Annotated in this window: 16 protein-coding genes; 6 read left to right on the forward strand and 10 right to left on the reverse strand. The window is 59.9% G+C overall.

The annotated features are described in order from the left end of the window. Window positions 1-16: 16 nt before the first annotated feature. Window positions 17-1,057 (reverse strand): 16S rRNA (cytosine(1402)-N(4))-methyltransferase RsmH, encoded by a 1,041-nt coding sequence (gene rsmH / locus ACFQDI_RS09405; protein ID WP_377165792.1) that lies wholly within the window; start codon window positions 1,055-1,057, stop codon window positions 17-19. Continuing rightward, entirely contained in the window at window positions 1,054-1,398 is a 345-nt protein-coding gene (locus ACFQDI_RS09410) for a nucleotide pyrophosphohydrolase (RefSeq protein WP_377165794.1), read from the reverse strand. The genes rsmH and ACFQDI_RS09410 overlap by 4 nt, the downstream gene beginning before the upstream one ends. A 118-nt stretch (window positions 1,399-1,516) precedes the next feature. Here ACFQDI_RS09410 and ACFQDI_RS09415 point away from each other — a divergent pair, with 118 nt between their 5' ends. The 4 genes from ACFQDI_RS09415 to ACFQDI_RS09430 all read left to right on the forward strand — a co-directional run bounded on the left by ACFQDI_RS09415 (window position 1,517) and on the right by ACFQDI_RS09430 (window position 5,709). After that, window positions 1,517-1,912 (forward strand): c-type cytochrome domain-containing protein, encoded by a 396-nt coding sequence (locus ACFQDI_RS09415; RefSeq protein ID WP_377165796.1) that lies wholly within the window; start codon window positions 1,517-1,519, stop codon window positions 1,910-1,912. Between the two features lie 196 nt (window positions 1,913-2,108). Further along, the gene (locus tag ACFQDI_RS09420) at window positions 2,109-3,050 is read left to right on the forward strand and encodes a formylglycine-generating enzyme family protein (RefSeq protein WP_377165798.1); all 942 of its coding nucleotides are present in this window, start codon (window positions 2,109-2,111) and stop codon (window positions 3,048-3,050) included. Between the two features lie 47 nt (window positions 3,051-3,097). Further along, on the forward strand, window positions 3,098-4,828 hold the full coding sequence (locus tag ACFQDI_RS09425) for an endo-1,4-beta-xylanase (protein WP_377165800.1): 1,731 nt from the start codon (window positions 3,098-3,100) through the stop codon (window positions 4,826-4,828). Between the two features lie 89 nt (window positions 4,829-4,917). Next, window positions 4,918-5,709: a dioxygenase family protein gene (locus tag ACFQDI_RS09430; RefSeq protein WP_377165802.1), complete on the forward strand. Its 792-nt coding sequence runs from the start codon at window positions 4,918-4,920 to the stop codon at window positions 5,707-5,709. Here the strand turns inward: ACFQDI_RS09430 and ACFQDI_RS09435 are convergent. Next, a complete protein-coding gene (locus tag ACFQDI_RS09435) occupies window positions 5,698-6,432 on the reverse strand; it encodes an NAD-dependent deacylase (protein ID WP_377165804.1) in 735 nt (244 codons plus the stop codon). The genes ACFQDI_RS09430 and ACFQDI_RS09435 overlap by 12 nt on opposite strands. Beyond that, complete coding sequence (gene rlmB, locus ACFQDI_RS09440; RefSeq protein ID WP_377165806.1) at window positions 6,429-7,007, reverse strand: 23S rRNA (guanosine(2251)-2'-O)-methyltransferase RlmB; 579 nt, start codon at window positions 7,005-7,007, stop codon at window positions 6,429-6,431. The genes ACFQDI_RS09435 and rlmB overlap by 4 nt, the downstream gene beginning before the upstream one ends. A 92-nt stretch (window positions 7,008-7,099) precedes the next feature. Here rlmB and ACFQDI_RS09445 point away from each other — a divergent pair, with 92 nt between their 5' ends. Next, a complete protein-coding gene (locus ACFQDI_RS09445; RefSeq protein ID WP_377165808.1) occupies window positions 7,100-7,753 on the forward strand; it encodes a SanA/YdcF family protein in 654 nt (217 codons plus the stop codon). Window position 7,754: 1 nt separating this feature from the next. On the opposite strand, the gene dnaE is transcribed toward ACFQDI_RS09445, so the two are convergent. Next, entirely contained in the window at window positions 7,755-11,273 is a 3,519-nt protein-coding gene (gene dnaE, locus ACFQDI_RS09450; RefSeq protein WP_377165810.1) for a DNA polymerase III subunit alpha, read from the reverse strand. 54 nt (window positions 11,274-11,327) lie between these two features. Beyond that, on the reverse strand, window positions 11,328-12,155 hold the full coding sequence (locus tag ACFQDI_RS09455; protein WP_377165812.1) for a hypothetical protein: 828 nt from the start codon (window positions 12,153-12,155) through the stop codon (window positions 11,328-11,330). 112 nt (window positions 12,156-12,267) lie between these two features. Between ACFQDI_RS09455 and ACFQDI_RS09460 the strand changes: the two genes are divergently transcribed. Next, window positions 12,268-13,194 (forward strand): FHA domain-containing protein, encoded by a 927-nt coding sequence (locus tag ACFQDI_RS09460; protein WP_377165814.1) that lies wholly within the window; start codon window positions 12,268-12,270, stop codon window positions 13,192-13,194. On the opposite strand, the gene ACFQDI_RS09465 is transcribed toward ACFQDI_RS09460, so the two are convergent. The 4 genes from ACFQDI_RS09465 to ACFQDI_RS09480 form a co-directional block, all read right to left on the reverse strand. Then, entirely contained in the window at window positions 13,191-13,700 is a 510-nt protein-coding gene (locus ACFQDI_RS09465; RefSeq protein WP_377165816.1) for a GNAT family N-acetyltransferase, read from the reverse strand. The two genes, ACFQDI_RS09460 and ACFQDI_RS09465, sit on opposite strands and share 4 nt — an antisense overlap. Next, window positions 13,697-15,055: a tRNA (N6-isopentenyl adenosine(37)-C2)-methylthiotransferase MiaB gene (gene miaB, locus ACFQDI_RS09470; protein WP_377165819.1), complete on the reverse strand. Its 1,359-nt coding sequence runs from the start codon at window positions 15,053-15,055 to the stop codon at window positions 13,697-13,699. Before miaB ends, ACFQDI_RS09465 begins: the two co-directional genes overlap by 4 nt. A gap of 68 nt (window positions 15,056-15,123) precedes the next feature. Continuing rightward, on the reverse strand, window positions 15,124-15,564 hold the full coding sequence (locus tag ACFQDI_RS09475; RefSeq protein WP_184341678.1) for a RidA family protein: 441 nt from the start codon (window positions 15,562-15,564) through the stop codon (window positions 15,124-15,126). A gap of 79 nt (window positions 15,565-15,643) precedes the next feature. Beyond that, window positions 15,644-16,702, reverse strand: a complete 1,059-nt coding sequence (locus ACFQDI_RS09480) for a serine hydrolase domain-containing protein (RefSeq protein WP_377165821.1) — start codon at window positions 16,700-16,702, stop codon at window positions 15,644-15,646. Window positions 16,703-16,741 lie beyond the last annotated feature (39 nt).

Below are 16,741 nucleotides of genomic sequence, written 5' to 3' on the forward strand. Positions count from 1 at the left end.
ACGAACGCCGGTCATTTCATGCCTTCACGGCCCACCTCAGCTTTGCCGGCGCGGCGCGGGGATTGCTGCGGCTCTCCTGTGATGTCGGGCGGATGACTTCGTCATTGGTGGCGCTGAAGAGACCGCTGCGGAGGCCTTCGCGGAACAGAAGCTTCACGCGGCGGTCTTCGCCGGAGTGGAAGGTGAGGATGGCCACACGTGCACCGGGCCTGAGGCAGGCGGGCAGCTGGCGCAAAAAGGTGTCGAGCGCCGTGAACTCCTCATTCACGGCAATGCGCAGGGCCTGGAAGACGCGGCGGACGGCAGCATCGCGATCTTCTTCCCCCAGGCGATGCGGGAGCACACGGCGCACGGCCTCGGCAAGAGAGCGCGTGGTGGCATGATCTGTTTCGGCGAGCGCCTGGGCGATGACTTTGGCGTGCGGTTCGTCGGCGTTTTCCGTGAGAATGACGGTGAGCTTTTCCGGGCTGATCCCGTGCAGCAGCTCACGTGCAGACACGCCGCGCTGGGGATTCATGCGCATGTCGAGCGGGCCTTCGTGTTTGAAGCTGAAGCCACGTGCGGGATTGTCGAACTGCATTGATGAGCAGCCCAGATCTGCGAGAAGCACATCTGCGCCGTCGCTCCAGCCGACCTCTGCCAACGCGCGGGAGAGCCCGGCGAAATTCATGCGCCTGACGACCAGGGCAGAATCTTCGCAGCCAGCTGAACGCAAACGTGCCTCGGCGCGGACGATCTCGATGGGGTCTTGATCAAGCGCGAGCAAAGTGCCGCCGGGTTGCACGGCTTTGAGCAATGCGCCCGCGTGGCCACCGAACCCCAAAGTGCAGTCCACGGCGCGGTCGCCTGGCTGCGGAGAGAGGATTTGCATGATCTCTTCAAGCAAGATGGGGACATGCTGCCCCGCAGGCGTTTTTCCGGACGCACGCACCTTCGCGATGGTTTCGGCATAGCGCTGAGGATTGAGCTCCTTGTACTTGTCTTCAAAGCGGCGCGGGTTTTTGCCGGAATAACGCGGACGACGACGATGCGGTGTTGGAACTTCGGCGTCGCTCACAGCTCGTTGTATTTGGCGTTCGATCCGCGTGCCTTTGCGACGGGATAGCGTGTTTCGTTGCGCTCAATCTTGTCGAGCATCGCCTGACCGAGATCCACACCGAGATTGTGCGCGAGTTCAAAGAGGAGGATGCCCACATCGGCCATTTCATCCTTCAGCTCCGGCATTTTTTCCCGCACCCGCTGCGCGATCTGATCCGGCTGCTGCCAGACGAAGTGCTGCAGCAGTTCGCCCGCCTCAGCGGTGATGGCAATGGCGAGCTCCTTGGGACTGTGAAACTGCATCCAGTCCCGGGCGTCGCGAAACGCACAGATGCGGGCGGTGATTTGTTCGATGCTCATGTGGCATGATGCAGGAGCGCAGGCAGGGGAGCAACCGGGAAGGAGACAAGATGCGCACAGTGTGTCCCAACGGAAGGATTGACGTCCACGCGCGTATTTAGGATGCTCAAACAGAAATATGAAACCTATCTCCGCTCTGGCCGCCTGCGTCTTCTTCGCCACCCTGATCCCTGCCGCCGGAGATCCTCCGGTGGATTTCGTCAAGCATATCAAACCCATCCTCGCGGATCGCTGTGTGGAATGCCACAACTCCGAGACGCTGCTGGGCGAGCTGAATCTGCAGAAGCGGGCGCTCGCCTTTGAAAAGCGCAAGGCAGGGCCGGTGATCGTGCCGAAGAGCGCGGAGAAGAGCATGCTGTATCTCGTGCTGACACTGCCGCCTAAAGACAAGAAAGCCATGCCAGCCACCGGGCACCGCATTCCCAAGGATGAGGTGAACCTGATCCGCCAGTGGATCAACGAAGGCGCCGACTGGCCGGAAGGCAAAGAGGGCAGCATCACTCCCCGCAAATAAAGTCAGGCGAGCTATCCGCCCTGGATATTTTTTCCGACAAGAGCAACTGCTGCGGAAGTGCGCGGTTCATCGGGTGCAGACTCCCATGAACCTCCGCACCCGCCACAGCCTCCATGCGATTGCCCATCTTATCCTTGCAGGAGTGAGCGCTTGGGCAGCAGATCCGATTGCGAAAGCCGGCAATGGAATGCCGATCATGCCGCCCACTGATACAACCACTGCCGTGGTGAAAGAGGGTGACAAGACGATCCAGATTCCCGAAGGCATGGTGTATGTGCCCGCAGGCAGCTTCACTTTTGGCCAAGGCGAGATGCGTGAGCTTCCCGGATATGCCATCGCACGGTTTGAAGTGACGAACGCAGAATACAAGGCCTTCCTTGAGGCCACCGGCCACCGTGGCACGCCGCGTCACTGGAAAGGCGGTATGCATCCTGAAGGAAAAGCGGCGCATCCCGTGCTCTTTGTCTCGCTGGTGGACGCGGAGGCTTACTGCGCGTGGATCAGCAAGGAGACAGGCAGGAAGATCCGGGTGCCAACAGCCGAAGAATGGGAGAAGGCAGCGCGGGGGCCGAAGGCATTTCTTTACCCATGGGGCAATGACAAGGACAGCCGGTTCAGCAACGGCAGGCTGCAAACTCATTTCAACTACAATGCCGTCTGCGCGGCCTACATGCTGGACAAAGAGGTCAAGACGGTGACCTGGTATGTGGAGAAATCCCAGGAAGCGGGCAAGCAGGGGCGGGTGGAGGACATCATGACTGGCAACGGCCAGGTCTTCAGCATCACCAGCGACGGCGGCGTGAACGGCTGGATCGACCACAACACGAACACGGGGTTCGTCAACACGCAGATCTACCGTGACCTCGTGGAGAACGGCGGCTTCACGACAGCGGTAGGCACTTATGAGAGTGGCAGGAGCGCCTATGGCTGCTACGACATGGCGGGGAACGTCTATGAATGGACCAGCAGCGTCATCGTGGCCACGAATGGAGCCGAGCGAGGCAAAGAGGTGAATGATGTCCGGGGCGGGAGCTGGTACTCCACCGGCCGCAGCGGTCAGAGCCTGTGCACGGGGGAGGGACGCAACCGCAACGGCGGCTACCACTCGGTGGGCTTTCGTATTGCCATGACGCCGTAAGCCGCACGGCTTGAATTCAAGTGCAGCGGTGGTAAATGCGGCCCCACATGAGATGCCTGATACTGCCGACTGTTTTTTCACTCATCCCACTCTGCGGCCTGCGGGCGCTGCAGGTGCCTGCCGGAGGTGATGATGTCCGTGGGGAGGCGCCCCTGGCGGTCTATGCCTCTTCATCTGCCGGCAAAGCCGAGAATCTCAAAGCCGTCCAGCGCATCACCATCACCAATCCGGACCCCGCGAAGGCCTATTCGGCGCAGTTTACAGCCCCCATCACAGGCGAGATCGCAAAAGGCGAGCATGTGCTGGCGATCATCAAAGCAAGACTTGTGGGTGAGTCAGAAGCCGGAGAGGTTCTGGCCAAACTGCAGCTGAAAGCCGAACCTTACACCTCCTTTGGCAGCACTACAGGCGTCTCCATTTTCCGTGAATGGACGGAGCAGCCTGTGCTCTTCACCGCAGACGCAGATGTCCCGGAAGGAAAGGCGGCGGTCGTGCTGCTGTGCGGGCAAAAGAAACAAAGCCTCGAAGTCGAAAGCATCCGGGTGCTGAGATACCCTGCAAAGACGGATGCCCGTGATTTCCCCAAGGCACGGCTGGCCAAGCGCTCGTATGCGGGCCGCGAACCGGATGCGCCCTGGCGCAAGGCCGCTCTGGAGAGGATCGAACAGCACCGAAAATCGAATCTCTCGCTGATCATGAGGGATGAAGCCGGAAGGCCGATGGCGGGCACCGAGGTCAAGCTCAGCCTGCGCCGTCATGCCTTTGGTTTTGGCTCAGCCGTGACGGCAAAGCATTTGAGCGGGGAAAGCGAAGACGACCGGCGTTATCGCGAAATCATTGACCGGCTTTTCAGCATTGTGGTGTTTGAGAATGATTTGAAGGATGGGAACTGGTCGCCGGATTTTGACGAGAAGAGGAAAGCACAGAGGAACGAGGAGCTGAACCGGGCCTTTGACTGGCTTTCGGAGCATCACATCTCCGTACGCGGGCATTACCTCATGCAGGTGGCCACGCCGTTCAATCTGCAGGACATCAAGGACAGTGCCGTCATCCGTGAACGCACGCTCACCAGTGTGAAGGAGCGGCTGGACTTTGTGAAAGACCGCGTCACCGAGTGGGATGTGATCAATCACCCCATCGCATGGAACGGTGCAGACATGCTGAACAAACGCCCGGGCCTGGAGCATCTGGACCGCGAGATCTTCACGCTGGCACGCCCGATGACCAAAGTGCCTTTCTTCGTCAATGAAGACCAGGTATTCCGCCCAGGCCCGCAACACGATGAAACCCTGTCCTACATTAAAGCGCTGAATGATGCGGGGCTGACCGTGGCCGGCCTGGGCAATCAGGCCCACTTTCACGAAAGCTACCTGCCGTCTCCGGAGCATCTGCTCGAAGTGACGGACCAGTTTGCCAGGGTGGTGCCGCATCAATCGATCACGGAATACGACATCGTGACCACGGAAGATGAAGAACTGGCAGCAGACTACACGCGGGATGTTCTGATCTCGGTGTTCAGCCACCCAGCCTACACCAGCTTCTTGCTGTGGGGTTTCTGGGAGGGCTCTCACTGGAAACCTGAAGCCGCCTCATGGAACAAAGACTGGAGCATACGCCAGCGTGGCGCGGTGCTGGAAGAATGGATCGGACGCAGATGGCACACGGAGGTCACTCTGCGGACGGATGCAGAAGGGTGCGCAAAATGGCGAGGCTTTCCGGGATGGTATGAGGTGCAGGCCAAGGGGATGAAGCCCTCGGTGGTGAAGCCTTCGTGGTGATGATCTAAAGCCAGGCTCTGAAAAATTAGCTCCGGCACATTCGCGCGCAACCGTCGTCACATCACCGGGTTGATAGGCAAATCTTACCCATGTCCTCCATCCCCCATCCTTTTCATATTCCACTGAGCCGCCGCAAGCTGCTGCAGAGCCTGCTGCTGACCACAGGCGGCATCATCACAAGCGGCGTGTATGCCGAAGCCCTGACTTTGACTCCGCGCGCCACCGAAGGCCCTTATTATCCAGATCATCTGCCGCTCGATCAGGACAATGATCTCACGATGGCTCTGGGCGGCAAGGCCCCTGCGCGCGGAGTGGTGACCGAGTTTGGCGGACGCCTGCTGAATGCGGATGGCAAACCAATCGAGAATGGAGTGATCGAACTTTGGCAATCTGACAACAACGGGTGCTACATCCACAGCCGCGGAACCCAGCAGGGCAAAGAGCGCGACCCAAACTTTCAGGGCTATGGCAAGGTGGAGACGAACGCGAAAGGCGAGTACCGCTTTCGCACGATCCTGCCAGGCCTGTATACGGGGCGCACTCTGCACTATCACATCCGGGTGAAGCAGAATGAGAAAAGCATGCTGACTACGCAGCTTTTCATCGCCGGGGTGCCACAGAATGACCGCGATGGCATTCTGCGTAGCATGGGCACAGAGGAGCAGAGGCTCTCCGTCATCCGTGAGTTCAAGCCGATGAGCAGCGACAGCAAGGAACTGGCGGCCACATGGGACATCGTGATCGGGCACACACCTGAAGAGCCGGAGCAGCGCGGGCGCGGACCCGGAGGGCCAGGCGGGCCGCCGCCGCGCCGCCGGGACAGCGCCGAAGTGAGTGAGCAGGATCTCAGAGACCTGATCCTGGGGCCGTCACCGTTCTAACCAGGCCTGCCTGTGAGAGTCCGACAGAAGCTGCTCAACGAACTTGGGCAGTTCCACGGACACAGGGCCGATGACGCGCTCACGGAACTGGCGTGAAATCTCGGTGCTCTCGATGTTAAACTCCACCAGACGGCATGCGCGGTTTTGTGCAGCCATTTGAGCGAAGCCGGCGGCGGGATAGACCATGCCGGATGTGCCTATGCAGAGAAAGAGATCGGCGCTCTTAAGGGCGTTCATGATCGTCTCCATCTCGAAAGGCATTTCGCCAAACCAGACAATGTGCGGGCGCATGCCGCCGATCTCGCCACAGGCGCGGCAGCGTGTGCCGGACGACAGCTCCTGAGTCCAGGGGAAAACCGCGCCACAGCATTCGCAGCGTGCTTTGCGGAGCTCGCCGTGCATGTGAATGAGCTTTTCACTGCCGGCACGTTCGTGGAGGTCGTCCACGTTTTGAGTGACCAGCAGAAAATTGCCACGCCATTCGCGTTCCAGCTTCGCCAGCGCAAGATGTCCTGCATTCGGTTCCACCGTGTTCAATGCCGCTCTTCGCAGATTGTAGAAACGGTGGACCAGTTCGGGGTTGCGTCTGAAGGCATCAGGCGAAGCCACCTCTTCAATACGATGGCCTTCCCAAAGACCGTCCACACCGCGAAAGGTGGGCACGCCGGACTCGGCGGACATGCCTGCGCCGGTGAGAATGACGATGTTTCGCTCCGCACTCATTTTTTTGGCTGCCGCTGCCGGACACACTCAAACAAGCAGACGCCCGTGGCGACAGAGACATTGAGGCACTCGACTTTCCCTGCCATGGGAATTTTGACCAGGAAGTCGCAGTGCTCGCCGGTGAGGCGGCGCATGCCGGGACCTTCGGCGCCCATGACGATGCCAATGCCGCCTTTGAGATCGAGGTCGTAAAGACTCTTGGTGGCCTCATCTGCCGTACCGACGAGCCAGATGCCGAGCTCCTTGAGCTTGTCCATGGCGCGGACGAGATTGGTGACGCGGACAAGGGGGATGTTTTCCGCACCGCCGCAGGCCACACGCACGACGGTCTCGGTGATGGGTGCGGTTTTGTCCTTGGGCATGATGACGGCGCAGACGCCTGCGGCATCGGCGGTGCGCAGGCAGGCGCCGAGATTGTGAGGGTCCTGAACGCAGTCGAGGATGAGGACAAGCGGGCTTTCCTTGCCTTCAAGAATCGATGGGATGTCTCCTTCTTCATAGACGCGCACCTGGTTGTCCGGGCGGGCATGACGGTTCTGGCGGGCGACGGGTTGTTCTGGGCGGTTTGGGCGCATGTGTTTGCTGACAGTGCGCTGTGAATGGGGTTTTGGCAAAATGATAGAAGCAGCAGCTTGCAGGCTGTGTGAACTGGCGGGAGGGGTCTGGCATGAAGACAATCCTCAAGCGCCGGTGGGTGTGGATCGCTGTTTTGGCCGTGGCGGGGCTGGGCTTCGTCTTTGGCTGCGAGGGGTGGGTCGAGCGAAGCGCGGAAGGCCGGTGCTTTGATGCGGTGGAAGGGGTGCCCTCTGCGCCTGTGGCGGTGGCACTGGGCACTGCGGAACGTTTGCCTGACGGCAGGGCCAATCTCTTCTTTCTCCCTCGCATGGAGGCCGCGGCGATGCTCTTCAAAGCAGGAAAGGTGAAGGCCCTGATTGTGAGCGGTGACAACGGCACGCAAGGCTACGATGAGCCTACGGACATGAAGCGGGTGCTGATGCAGTTGGGAGTGCCGGCGGAAAAGGTGGTGTGCGATTATGCGGGATTCCGCACGCTGGATTCGGTGGTGCGGGCCAAAGAGGTCTTTGGGCAGCAGCGTGTGATTTTTGTTTCACAGAGATTTCACAATGCACGGGCCATTTACCTGGCGCGTGCTTTTGGGATCGAAGCGTACGGGCTGGATGCCAAGGACGTTCCGGTGGCACTTTCCGTGAAAACGTTTCTGCGGGAGAAACTGGCCTGCGTCAAAGCGGTGCTGGATGTGACCGTGCTCGGCACCAAGCCCAAATTTCTTGGCGAAAAGGTGCCCGTACCGCTGGATTAACTCACAACCAGACCGTGAGCGCACGACGCAGATCGGGACCTGGAGTGACGCGGTAGCTTTCATCAAGCTCGAGCCGGGCTTTGTGGCCGTTCTGGGAGATTTCGAGGAAGACGGGCAGCGTGCCGGGGTATGCGAGCAGCACTTCCTGGATGCGTTCGAGGTCGGTTTCGTCGTGCTGCTTGGTATTGAGCCTCAAGACGACTGGTTTGGGCGGCGCAGGTGGTTTCGGCGGCGGTGGTTCGGAAGGATCGGGATCGGTAGCGTTGCGCGGTTTCGCCGCCTTGGGCTTGAGCGGCGTGGCACTGTTCATGGTGACGCGGTTGCCGTCGGTCTTTTGATCTTTGCTGACACGAATGCGGAGACCGAGCACAGCGCCATTGGCCAGCACGTCCTTTACCTTCTCGTAGTCATCGCTCCAGCACATCATCTCGATCTGGCCGGAGAAGTCTTCAAACTTGAAGGTGGCGAAGGGACGGTTGTCGCGTTTGGAGTAGCGCACTTCGAGCTGGCTGAGGATGCCGGCGATGGAGTGCGAGCTGGGTTTTTCCTTGGTGTCGATGTCCGCAATGGAAGCGATTTTGATGATCTTGGGCGAATCGAAATGGCCGCGATAGCTGTCCAGCGGATGGCCGCTGACGTAGAAGCCGAGCAGTTCTTTTTCAAAGGCGAGCACCTCGTCCGTGCTCCAGACCACGGAGGGAGAGGAGGCTTCGTTTTTCTTTGATTTGGGCTTGGTGAGTTCGAAGTCATCGAAGAGCCCGCCCTGGCCTGCTTTTTTGTCCTTCTGCATGGAGGCCGCGGAAGCGAGCACCTGCTCAAGCTTGGCGAACATCACGGCGCGCGGCTCCTTGGTGAAGTCAAAAGCCCCCGCTTTGACGAGGGACTCCATGAGCTTCTTGTTCACGGCACGGTTGTCGAGGCGGGCAGCGAAATCTTCCAGGCTGGCAAAGGGACCGTTCGCCTCACGCTCGGCAATGGCGGCCTCCATGGCGCCTTCACCGACGTTTTTGATGGCGCTGAGACCGTAGCGGATCGCGTTGGGCGCATCTTCTTCCGTCTCAAAGCGCTCGGGGGCGAACTTGAGGGAAGATTTGTTCACGTCAGGAGGAAGCACCTTGATGCCCATCTCGAAGCACTCGCTCACGAAATTGGCAATTTTGTCCGGATTGCTGATTTCATAGCTGAGCACCGCCGCCATGAACTCGACGGGGAAGTTTGCCTTTAGGTAGGCCGTGCGGTAGGTCACGATCCCGTAGGCGGCGGAATGTGACTTGTTGAAGCCGTATTGCGCGAACTTTTCCAGCAAGTCGAAGATCGAGTTCGCCAGCTTGGCCTGGATGTCATTGGTCTTGAGGCAGCCCTCCACGAAGATGAGTCGCTGGCGCGCCATCTCGGCGGCGTCCTTTTTACCCATGGCGCGTCGGAGCAAGTCAGCTTGGCCGAGTGAGAAGCCGGCCAGAAGGTTGGCGGCCTGCATCACCTGCTCCTGATAGACCAGAATGCCGTAGGTTTCCTTGGAGATCTTCTCCAGCAGCGGGTGGGGGTAGTCCACCTTCTCCTCGCCCTTCTTACGCTTGATGTAGTCGGGAATGAACTGCATCGGGCCCGGACGGTAGAGCGCCAGAATAGCGATGATTTCCTCGATGGTGTCAGGCCCGAGCTGTTTGCAGGTGTTGACCATCCCGCCAGATTCCATCTGGAACACCGCGACTGTTTCGCCGCGTTTGATGAGATCGAAGGTGTTTTTGTCCTCCAGCGGTGCTTCGGCCACCCGAAAGCCCGGCACTCGTTTCTGAATCCAGTACTCGGCCTCATGGATCACCGTCAGCGTCTTGAGGCCGAGGAAGTCCATCTTGAGCATCCCGAGCTCCGTCAGCGGCTTCATCGCATACTGCGAGAGAATGGACTCTTCCTTGTCTCGTGTGAGGGCGATGAAGTTGTCCAGTCTGCGATCCCCGATGACCACGCCCGCAGCGTGCACGCCAGTGCCGCGCGTGAGGCCTTCCAGGAAGGTGGCGTGCCTCCAGAGCTCCTGCGCATTCGCATCGGCCTCCAGCTTGGCGGCAAGATCCGGGTTCTTCTTCACCGACTCCTCCAGGTCGATGTTGAGCTCGTTCGGGATCATCTTGGAGAGCGCATCGCTGTCTCCGTAGCTCCAGCCCAGCACGCGGCCCACGTCGCGGATGACCGACTTGGCACCCATGGTGCCGAAGGTGATGATGTGGGACACGCTGAGGTCTCCGTACTTTTCGCGCACGTACTGGATCACCTCCGGACGGCGCGTCTGGCAGAAGTCGATATCGATATCAGGCGGGCTGACACGCTCGGGATTGAGGAATCGCTCGAACACCAGCTCAAAGCGCAGCGGATCGATGTCCGTGATGCCAAGGCAGAAGGCCACGAGAGAACCTGCCGCAGAACCACGGCCCGGGCCCACAGGAATGTTGTGCTCACGGGCCCAGTTGATGAAGTCCCAGACGATGAGGAAATAACTGGTGAAGTTTTTCTCCTTCAGCAGGGCCAGCTCCACCTCCATGCGCTGGTGCAGCACCTCGTCATTCAGCGCACGGTCGCGGCCGTAGCGGCGCTCCAGCCCCTCTGTGGTCAGGCGGCGCAGGTACTCGTTGCGGTCCCCGCCGTCTGGCATGGGGTACTGCGGGTAGCGGTCGATGCTCGTGGAATCGAGGTGGATCTTCAGGTCGCAGCGCTCGGCGATCTCCAGCGTGGCGTCGCAGGCCTCCGGCACTTCGGCAAAGAGGGCGCGCATTTCCTCGGCGGTCTTGAAATAGACCTCCGGGGAATAGGTCATGCGGTTCTGGTCATAGATGCTGGCGCCGGTGCCGATGCAGATCATGATGTCGTGGGACTCATGGTCACTGCGGTTGAGAAAGTGCACGTCATTGGTGGCCACCGTCTTGAGGCCATACTGCTTGCCCCACTCGATCATCTGCCGGGCGCTCTTGCGCTGGGCCTCCATGTTGTGGTCCTGGATCTCCAGGTAAAAATTCTCCGGGCCGAAGATGTCACGAAACTCCTGCAGGCTCTTTTCGGCCTCGTCCTTGCGGTCGGAGAGGAGGAGTTCGTTGATTTCCCCGTTGATGCAGCCGCTCAGGCAGATCAGGCCCTTGGAGTACTCCCGCAGGGCATCCTTGTCCACGCGAGGCTTGTACCACTGGCCCTCCAGATGCCCTTTGGTGATCAGCTTGGAGAGGTTCTCGAAGCCCTCGTTGCTGGCGGCCAGCAGCGTCAGGTGGGAGGAACGCTTGCGGCCTGGCACCTCGTTTTTGTCCATCATGGAGCCGGGTGCAAGGTAGGCCTCGCAGCCGATGATGCTCTTCACCTTGGCCTTTTTGGCCGCCATGTAAAAGTCAATGGCGCCGAAAAGATTGCCGTGGTCAGTGATCGCCACAGCAGGCATTTCCAGCTCCTTCACCCGTTTCATGAGCGCGTCGATGCGCACCGCGCCGTCGAGCAGCGAATAGTCGGTATGGAGGTGGAGATGGACAAAGGAATCGGGCATGTGGCGGGGGAGAGGATTAACCCCGCATGGAAGGGATGAACAAGTGCGAGTTGTTCACATTCTCCTCTCCCCAGCCTTACGGTGGGCGCGGTGGTGATGCCGGTAGTGGCTGAGCAGCAGCCAGCCGACGATCACCACGATGCAAACCACTGAAACAGTGATAACAAGGAAGATCTCATGGGTCTTGGATGGAGGGGCTTTTTCGGACGGGACTGGGGCAGAAGGAGTGGTCTGGAGACGAAAGGGCAGGCTGGTTTCCCCCGGAAACACCACCCGAGGGCGGAGTTCAGTCTTACCCGCCAACGAATGCAGCAAGATCAGGCTGGTGTTGGCATCTTTTGCAAAATCGACCTGAAAAGTGGTGGCAGCGGAGGGCAACCGGCCACTGGCCGTGCCGAGCAGGTGGACCTCCTGTGTGTCTGCATGCAGGGGCGTGTTGTCGGCGCCGTCGATTGCCTGAATTTTGCAGACAGGCAGAGTGACTTTTTTGCCACCATCAAAGAGCAAGCCCAGAGATCTGGTGAGATATTGCTGCGCTTTTTCGTGGGTTGCAGTGACCTGTTCAGGCGTCTGCTCCAAGTACCACGAGGCTGGCACTGGCGGCAAAGCCGTGGGGTCGGCGGCCAGGAAAGTGCGCGGATCGACGTTGATACGGAGAGTGTAGCCCCCTGCGGAGTCAAATTCCGCCTCAACAGTCATGTTTGGCACCACATGGGCACGCGCGATGCTGGCGAAAGCCCATAAAGCCGGAAAGATGATTCCCAAGACTGCTCTGCGAGAAAACCGATGCATCATGACACACGGTGGAGATGCCTGCGGAGATGGCAAATGCATCGTCACGGGAGAGGATCTGCCCTTAAGAATGAAAGAACTGATTTTCAAGATCGCATGATGCTTTGGAAAGAACCTGCGAAAAACCTTGTAGCAGGAAGACGACCGCGCTTGACTTACGGCGTGTAAATTGCTTCAAAAGAGTATTCCTTTAACCATCTAAATGGGAGCCACACTGAAATCACTGGAGAAAGAACTCGAGATCACTCTCGAGGACTTCAATCTGGTCGGACGCAGCCCGGATGCCAGCATCCGGCTGGTGGATGGCGGTGTTTCGCGCCAGCATGCCACGATCCGGCGTGACGGGCAGCTTTTCTGGGTGTCCGATCTCGGCAGTGCGAACGGCAGTTTCGTCAATGATGTGGCCGTAACCACGGCACGGGCCCTGAGGCATGGTGACCGAGTGCAGTTTGGCACCAGCACCTTTATTTTTGACAGCCAGGACGAAGAGCGCCCGCCGAGCGAGTCTGGCAACGTGAGCACGCAGTCGCTGCACACGATCGCGCTGCCAGTCAAGACCGTGCGTGCCACTCTGCTGGTCGGAGATCTGCGCAACTTCACCACCATCTCCTCGCAGCTCAGCGCCGAGGAAGTGGCCGCCATGCTGCGCGAATGGTACGCCCAGTGTGAAAAGGTCCTGAAGACCCGCGATGCCATCATCGACAAATTCATTGGCGACGGCGTCTTTGCCTACTGGCCTGGAGACGACATTTCCTCCCGCATCAAGGCCACCGAGGCCGCCAAAATCCTCAGCAGCCCTGAGTACTCCGACTCTCCCAAGCGCAAATGGCTCAAGGAGAACATGAACCTGGAAGTGCACTGCCACATCGGCCTGAACATCGGCGACGTGGCCCTGGGTGCCATGGGACGTGGCGTGAACACCGCCGTGGGTGAAGCCGTGAACGTCACCTTCCGTATCGAAAGCCTGACGCGCAAGCTGCAGGTGCCAGTGCTAGCAGGAGCGCCGTTTCTTACCGGCTGGGAAGAAGGCCTGCGGCTCTACCAAAACGCCGGCATCCATCCTGTGAAGGGCCAGCCTGACCCTGTGGAAGTGTATTCGCTGATCGACGTGCCGACGATGTCCTTCTAAGGCGTGTCGAGGTCCAGCAGGCGCTGCATGTCTTCCCGTGTCATGCGGTAGAGGAACCACTCACCCATGCGCCTGGCGCCAATGCGCTGCTCATAGAACTGCTGGGCGTTCACGTTCCAGTCGAGCGCCGTCCATTCTACACGTCCGCAACCCCGCTCATGAGCGAGGCTCACCACCTTTTTGAGCAAGGCGCCGCCGACGCCGCCCTTGCGTTGCTCCGGCAGGACAAAAAGGTCTTCCAGATAGAGCGTGGGAAGCGCCAGAAAGCTGGAATACGTCTGCACCAGGATCATGTAGCCGCAGGGCTCGGAGGCCTCGTTTACAAAGGCCAGCCACACCTCGATGCGAGGCTTGTCACCCAGCGCATCCACGATCAGCCGAGCCTGTGCCGCCTCATCTGGCGGAGGCAGCTTTTCAAACTCCGCCAGCGCCACCACCAGCCGGCAAAACGCCGCCGCATGCACCTGTGTGAGCGGCCGCAGCCGGATGGCCTGCCGCGTGCTCATGCATGCAGCACAGGATCCCCGAACAGCGTGAAGTGCCCTGCCTCGGCGATGCGCACCTTGAACATCTCGCCGACATGGCGCTCAGGATTGCCGTCAAAAACCACGATGCGGTTGGAGCCCGTGCGTCCCGTGAGGCGCTCCTCATTGGTCTTGCTGGGCCCTTCGCAGAGAATCTCCACCTCCTGACCTACCAGCGCGTCGTACATCGGCAGCGCGATGCGATTCACCACGCCAAGCAGATCCTGATTGCGCTCTTCCTTCACCCGCTCAGGGACCTGGATCGCATCATCCATGTCGGCAGCGGGCGTACCGCGCCGCTTGGAGTAGCGGAAGACAAAGGCGTTGTCGAAACGGATGTTTTCAAACATCTGCCGTGTCTCCAGGTAGTGCTCCTCCGTCTCGCCGGGAAAGCCCACGATCACGTCCGTCGTGACCGCGATGCCTGGGCGTGCCGAGCGGATGCGCTCGACGAGCTCTGTGAACCGGGCCGCCGTGTAGGGCCGGTGCATGCGTTTGAGAATGGCATCGCTGCCACTCTGCACCGGGAGATGCACATGCTCGGCCAGCTTGGGCAGGTAGGTGAAGGCCTCGATCAGGTCTTTCTTGTAGCCGATGGGATGCGGGCTGGTGAAACGGATGCGCTGGATGCCGGGCACCTCATGCACCGCCTCCAGCAGCTGGACGAAGGGGCTCTTGCCATCCACCGCCGGGAATTCGTGCCTGCCGTAGAGATTCACGATCTGCCCGAGCAGGGTCACTTCCTTGACGCCACGATCCGCGAGGCGTTTCACTTCTTCAACAATGTCTGCGATGGGCCTGCCGCGCTCGCCACCGCGTGTGTAGGGCACGATACAGAAGGTGCACTTCATGTTGCAGCCCTGCATGATGCTGACAAAGGCGCTGGCCTGCTTTTCCTTCAGCGTGTGGTCACGGATGGTGTTTTGCGAGGCCGTTTCTTCTTCCACATCGACGATGGAGAAGCGCTCATCGTCCATCTGCTTCGCCTCCTTGGCGCGAATGATCTCGTCCACGTAATCCACCACGCGGTGGTACTTTTGCGTGCCGACGACGAGATCCACATTGGCCTTGTCCACCAGCTCGCTGCCGCGGCTCTGCGCCATGCAGCCCATGAAGCCGGTGACCAGCGGGATGCGCCGGCGGCGGACCATACCCATCTTTCCGAGGGCTTTCTGCTCGGCCTGATCGCGCACGGAACAGGTGTTTATGAGCACCACGTCCGCGTCTTCATCCCGCGCCGTCATGGTATAGCCGCGCTCGACGAACATCTGCGACACCTGCTCGGTGTCGCGTTCGTTCATCTGGCAGCCGTAGGTTTTGATGTGTACGCGGGGCATTTGGGGGGCGGGAGCATACCCACTCCCGCCCAAAACACAACCTTAAGGCGCTTGGCCCCGGGTCGGGGTCAGCCCTTGATCTCAAAGATGGCCTCAACTTCGACAGCCGCGCCGGTAGGAAGCTGGGCAAAGCCCAAGGCGCTGCGGGCGTGGTAGCCGTCGCCTTCCTTGCCGAAGATTTCGTGCAGGAGGTCGGAGCAGCCATTGATGACCAGATGCTGGTCAGAGTACTCCAGAGTGGAGTTCACGCAGCCGAGCACCTTGATGACCTTCAGACCGTCCAGGGTTCCGTGGGTGTCCCAGACGGAACGCAGCACCTTTTCAGCGCAGTTCTTGGCGGCCTTGTAGCCGTCTTCCGTGGAGACACCGGCGCCCAGCTTGCCCTTCAGGTCGCTCACATGGCCGGAGGTGATGAGCTGATTGCCGCTGCGGATGCAGAGGTTCAGGTAGGCGGGAGGCTGCTTGGTGAAGACGATGCCGAGGGATTCTGCTTTTTGCTGGGGTGTCATGGTGTGGGTGAGAAAGGAGCACAAAATACGGACGGGAAAATGAAAACTGGCAGACGAACTCATACTTCGCCCCGGGAACTTACAGCCCCCACGCCTTCACCGTGCCGCCCATCTGCCACATCAGCTTGTCCAAGGCGAGACCAAGTCCCTCGCTGCGACCATTGAGCAGCCCGGCCCAGCACAGCCCCTTGGCAGTGTGGACCATGATTGTAGTGGTGCCCGGCAGCGAACCGATGTGCCACCAGTTGGGCGCCTTGTTCACGTTCCAGCCGCGCGCGTAGCCACTATAGGCTCCGGGTGTGGTCATGGAGCGAACCGACTCCGGCTTGAGCAAGACTGGAAGCTGAGAGGCAAACCGCACCAGGTCTCCAGCCGTGGAAATCCAGCCGCCGTGCGAGTCCATGCGTGAGACATTCATGCGGTAGGCTGCTCCTGCTTTGGGCGTGACATACATCACCTCCTGCTGACGTCGCTCCGCAACTGTGTTGCCACCGATCTGCATGTTGGTAATGCCGCAGGGTTCCAGCTGCCGCTTCTGAACCAGTGTCTCGTAAGTCTGGCCATACACCTTCTCCAGCACCCGGCCCAGCACGCAGTAGCCGAAGTTGGAATACGCAAAGTGCTCTCCCGGCTTGTGGGTCTGCATCTGATTGGCCAGTGCCCACGCGATGAGTTCCGCATGATTCATCTGCGGGTTTTGAAACATGGGGTCATTCTTGTCGTTGGCCCAGCCGCCGCTGGTGTGAGTCAGGAGCTGATCCACTGTGATGGCGGCCACCTCTCCGCTGTAGCCGCCACCCAGAATGCCCTGCGGGCCAAACACGGTGCTCTCCGGCTTCAGCCGTCCCTCCTCAATGCACTTCATCACCGCCGTGGCCGTGATGGGCTTGGAAATGCTGGCGATGCGAAAGCGGTGCTGCGGCGTCACTGTTTCCATCCCATCCGCATCGGCAAAACCGTAGCCTGCCTCAAAGTCGATCTTCCCGTCCCTGCCATACGCGATGGCCATGCCCTGGATGCCATGCTCGCGCAGGAATCCTTCAGCTATGGCGCGGATCTTTTGCTCTTCAGACAGCGGCAGTGCGTATGCAGCCACGGGCCATGCAGCCAGGGAACTCACAAAGGCGCGTCGTTTCATGCGGCACACATCACACCTTGACGCCATGCTGACGTCAAC

The organism is Prosthecobacter fluviatilis (genome assembly GCF_042655725.1).
Classification (GTDB): domain Bacteria; phylum Verrucomicrobiota; class Verrucomicrobiia; order Verrucomicrobiales; family Verrucomicrobiaceae; genus Prosthecobacter; species Prosthecobacter fluviatilis.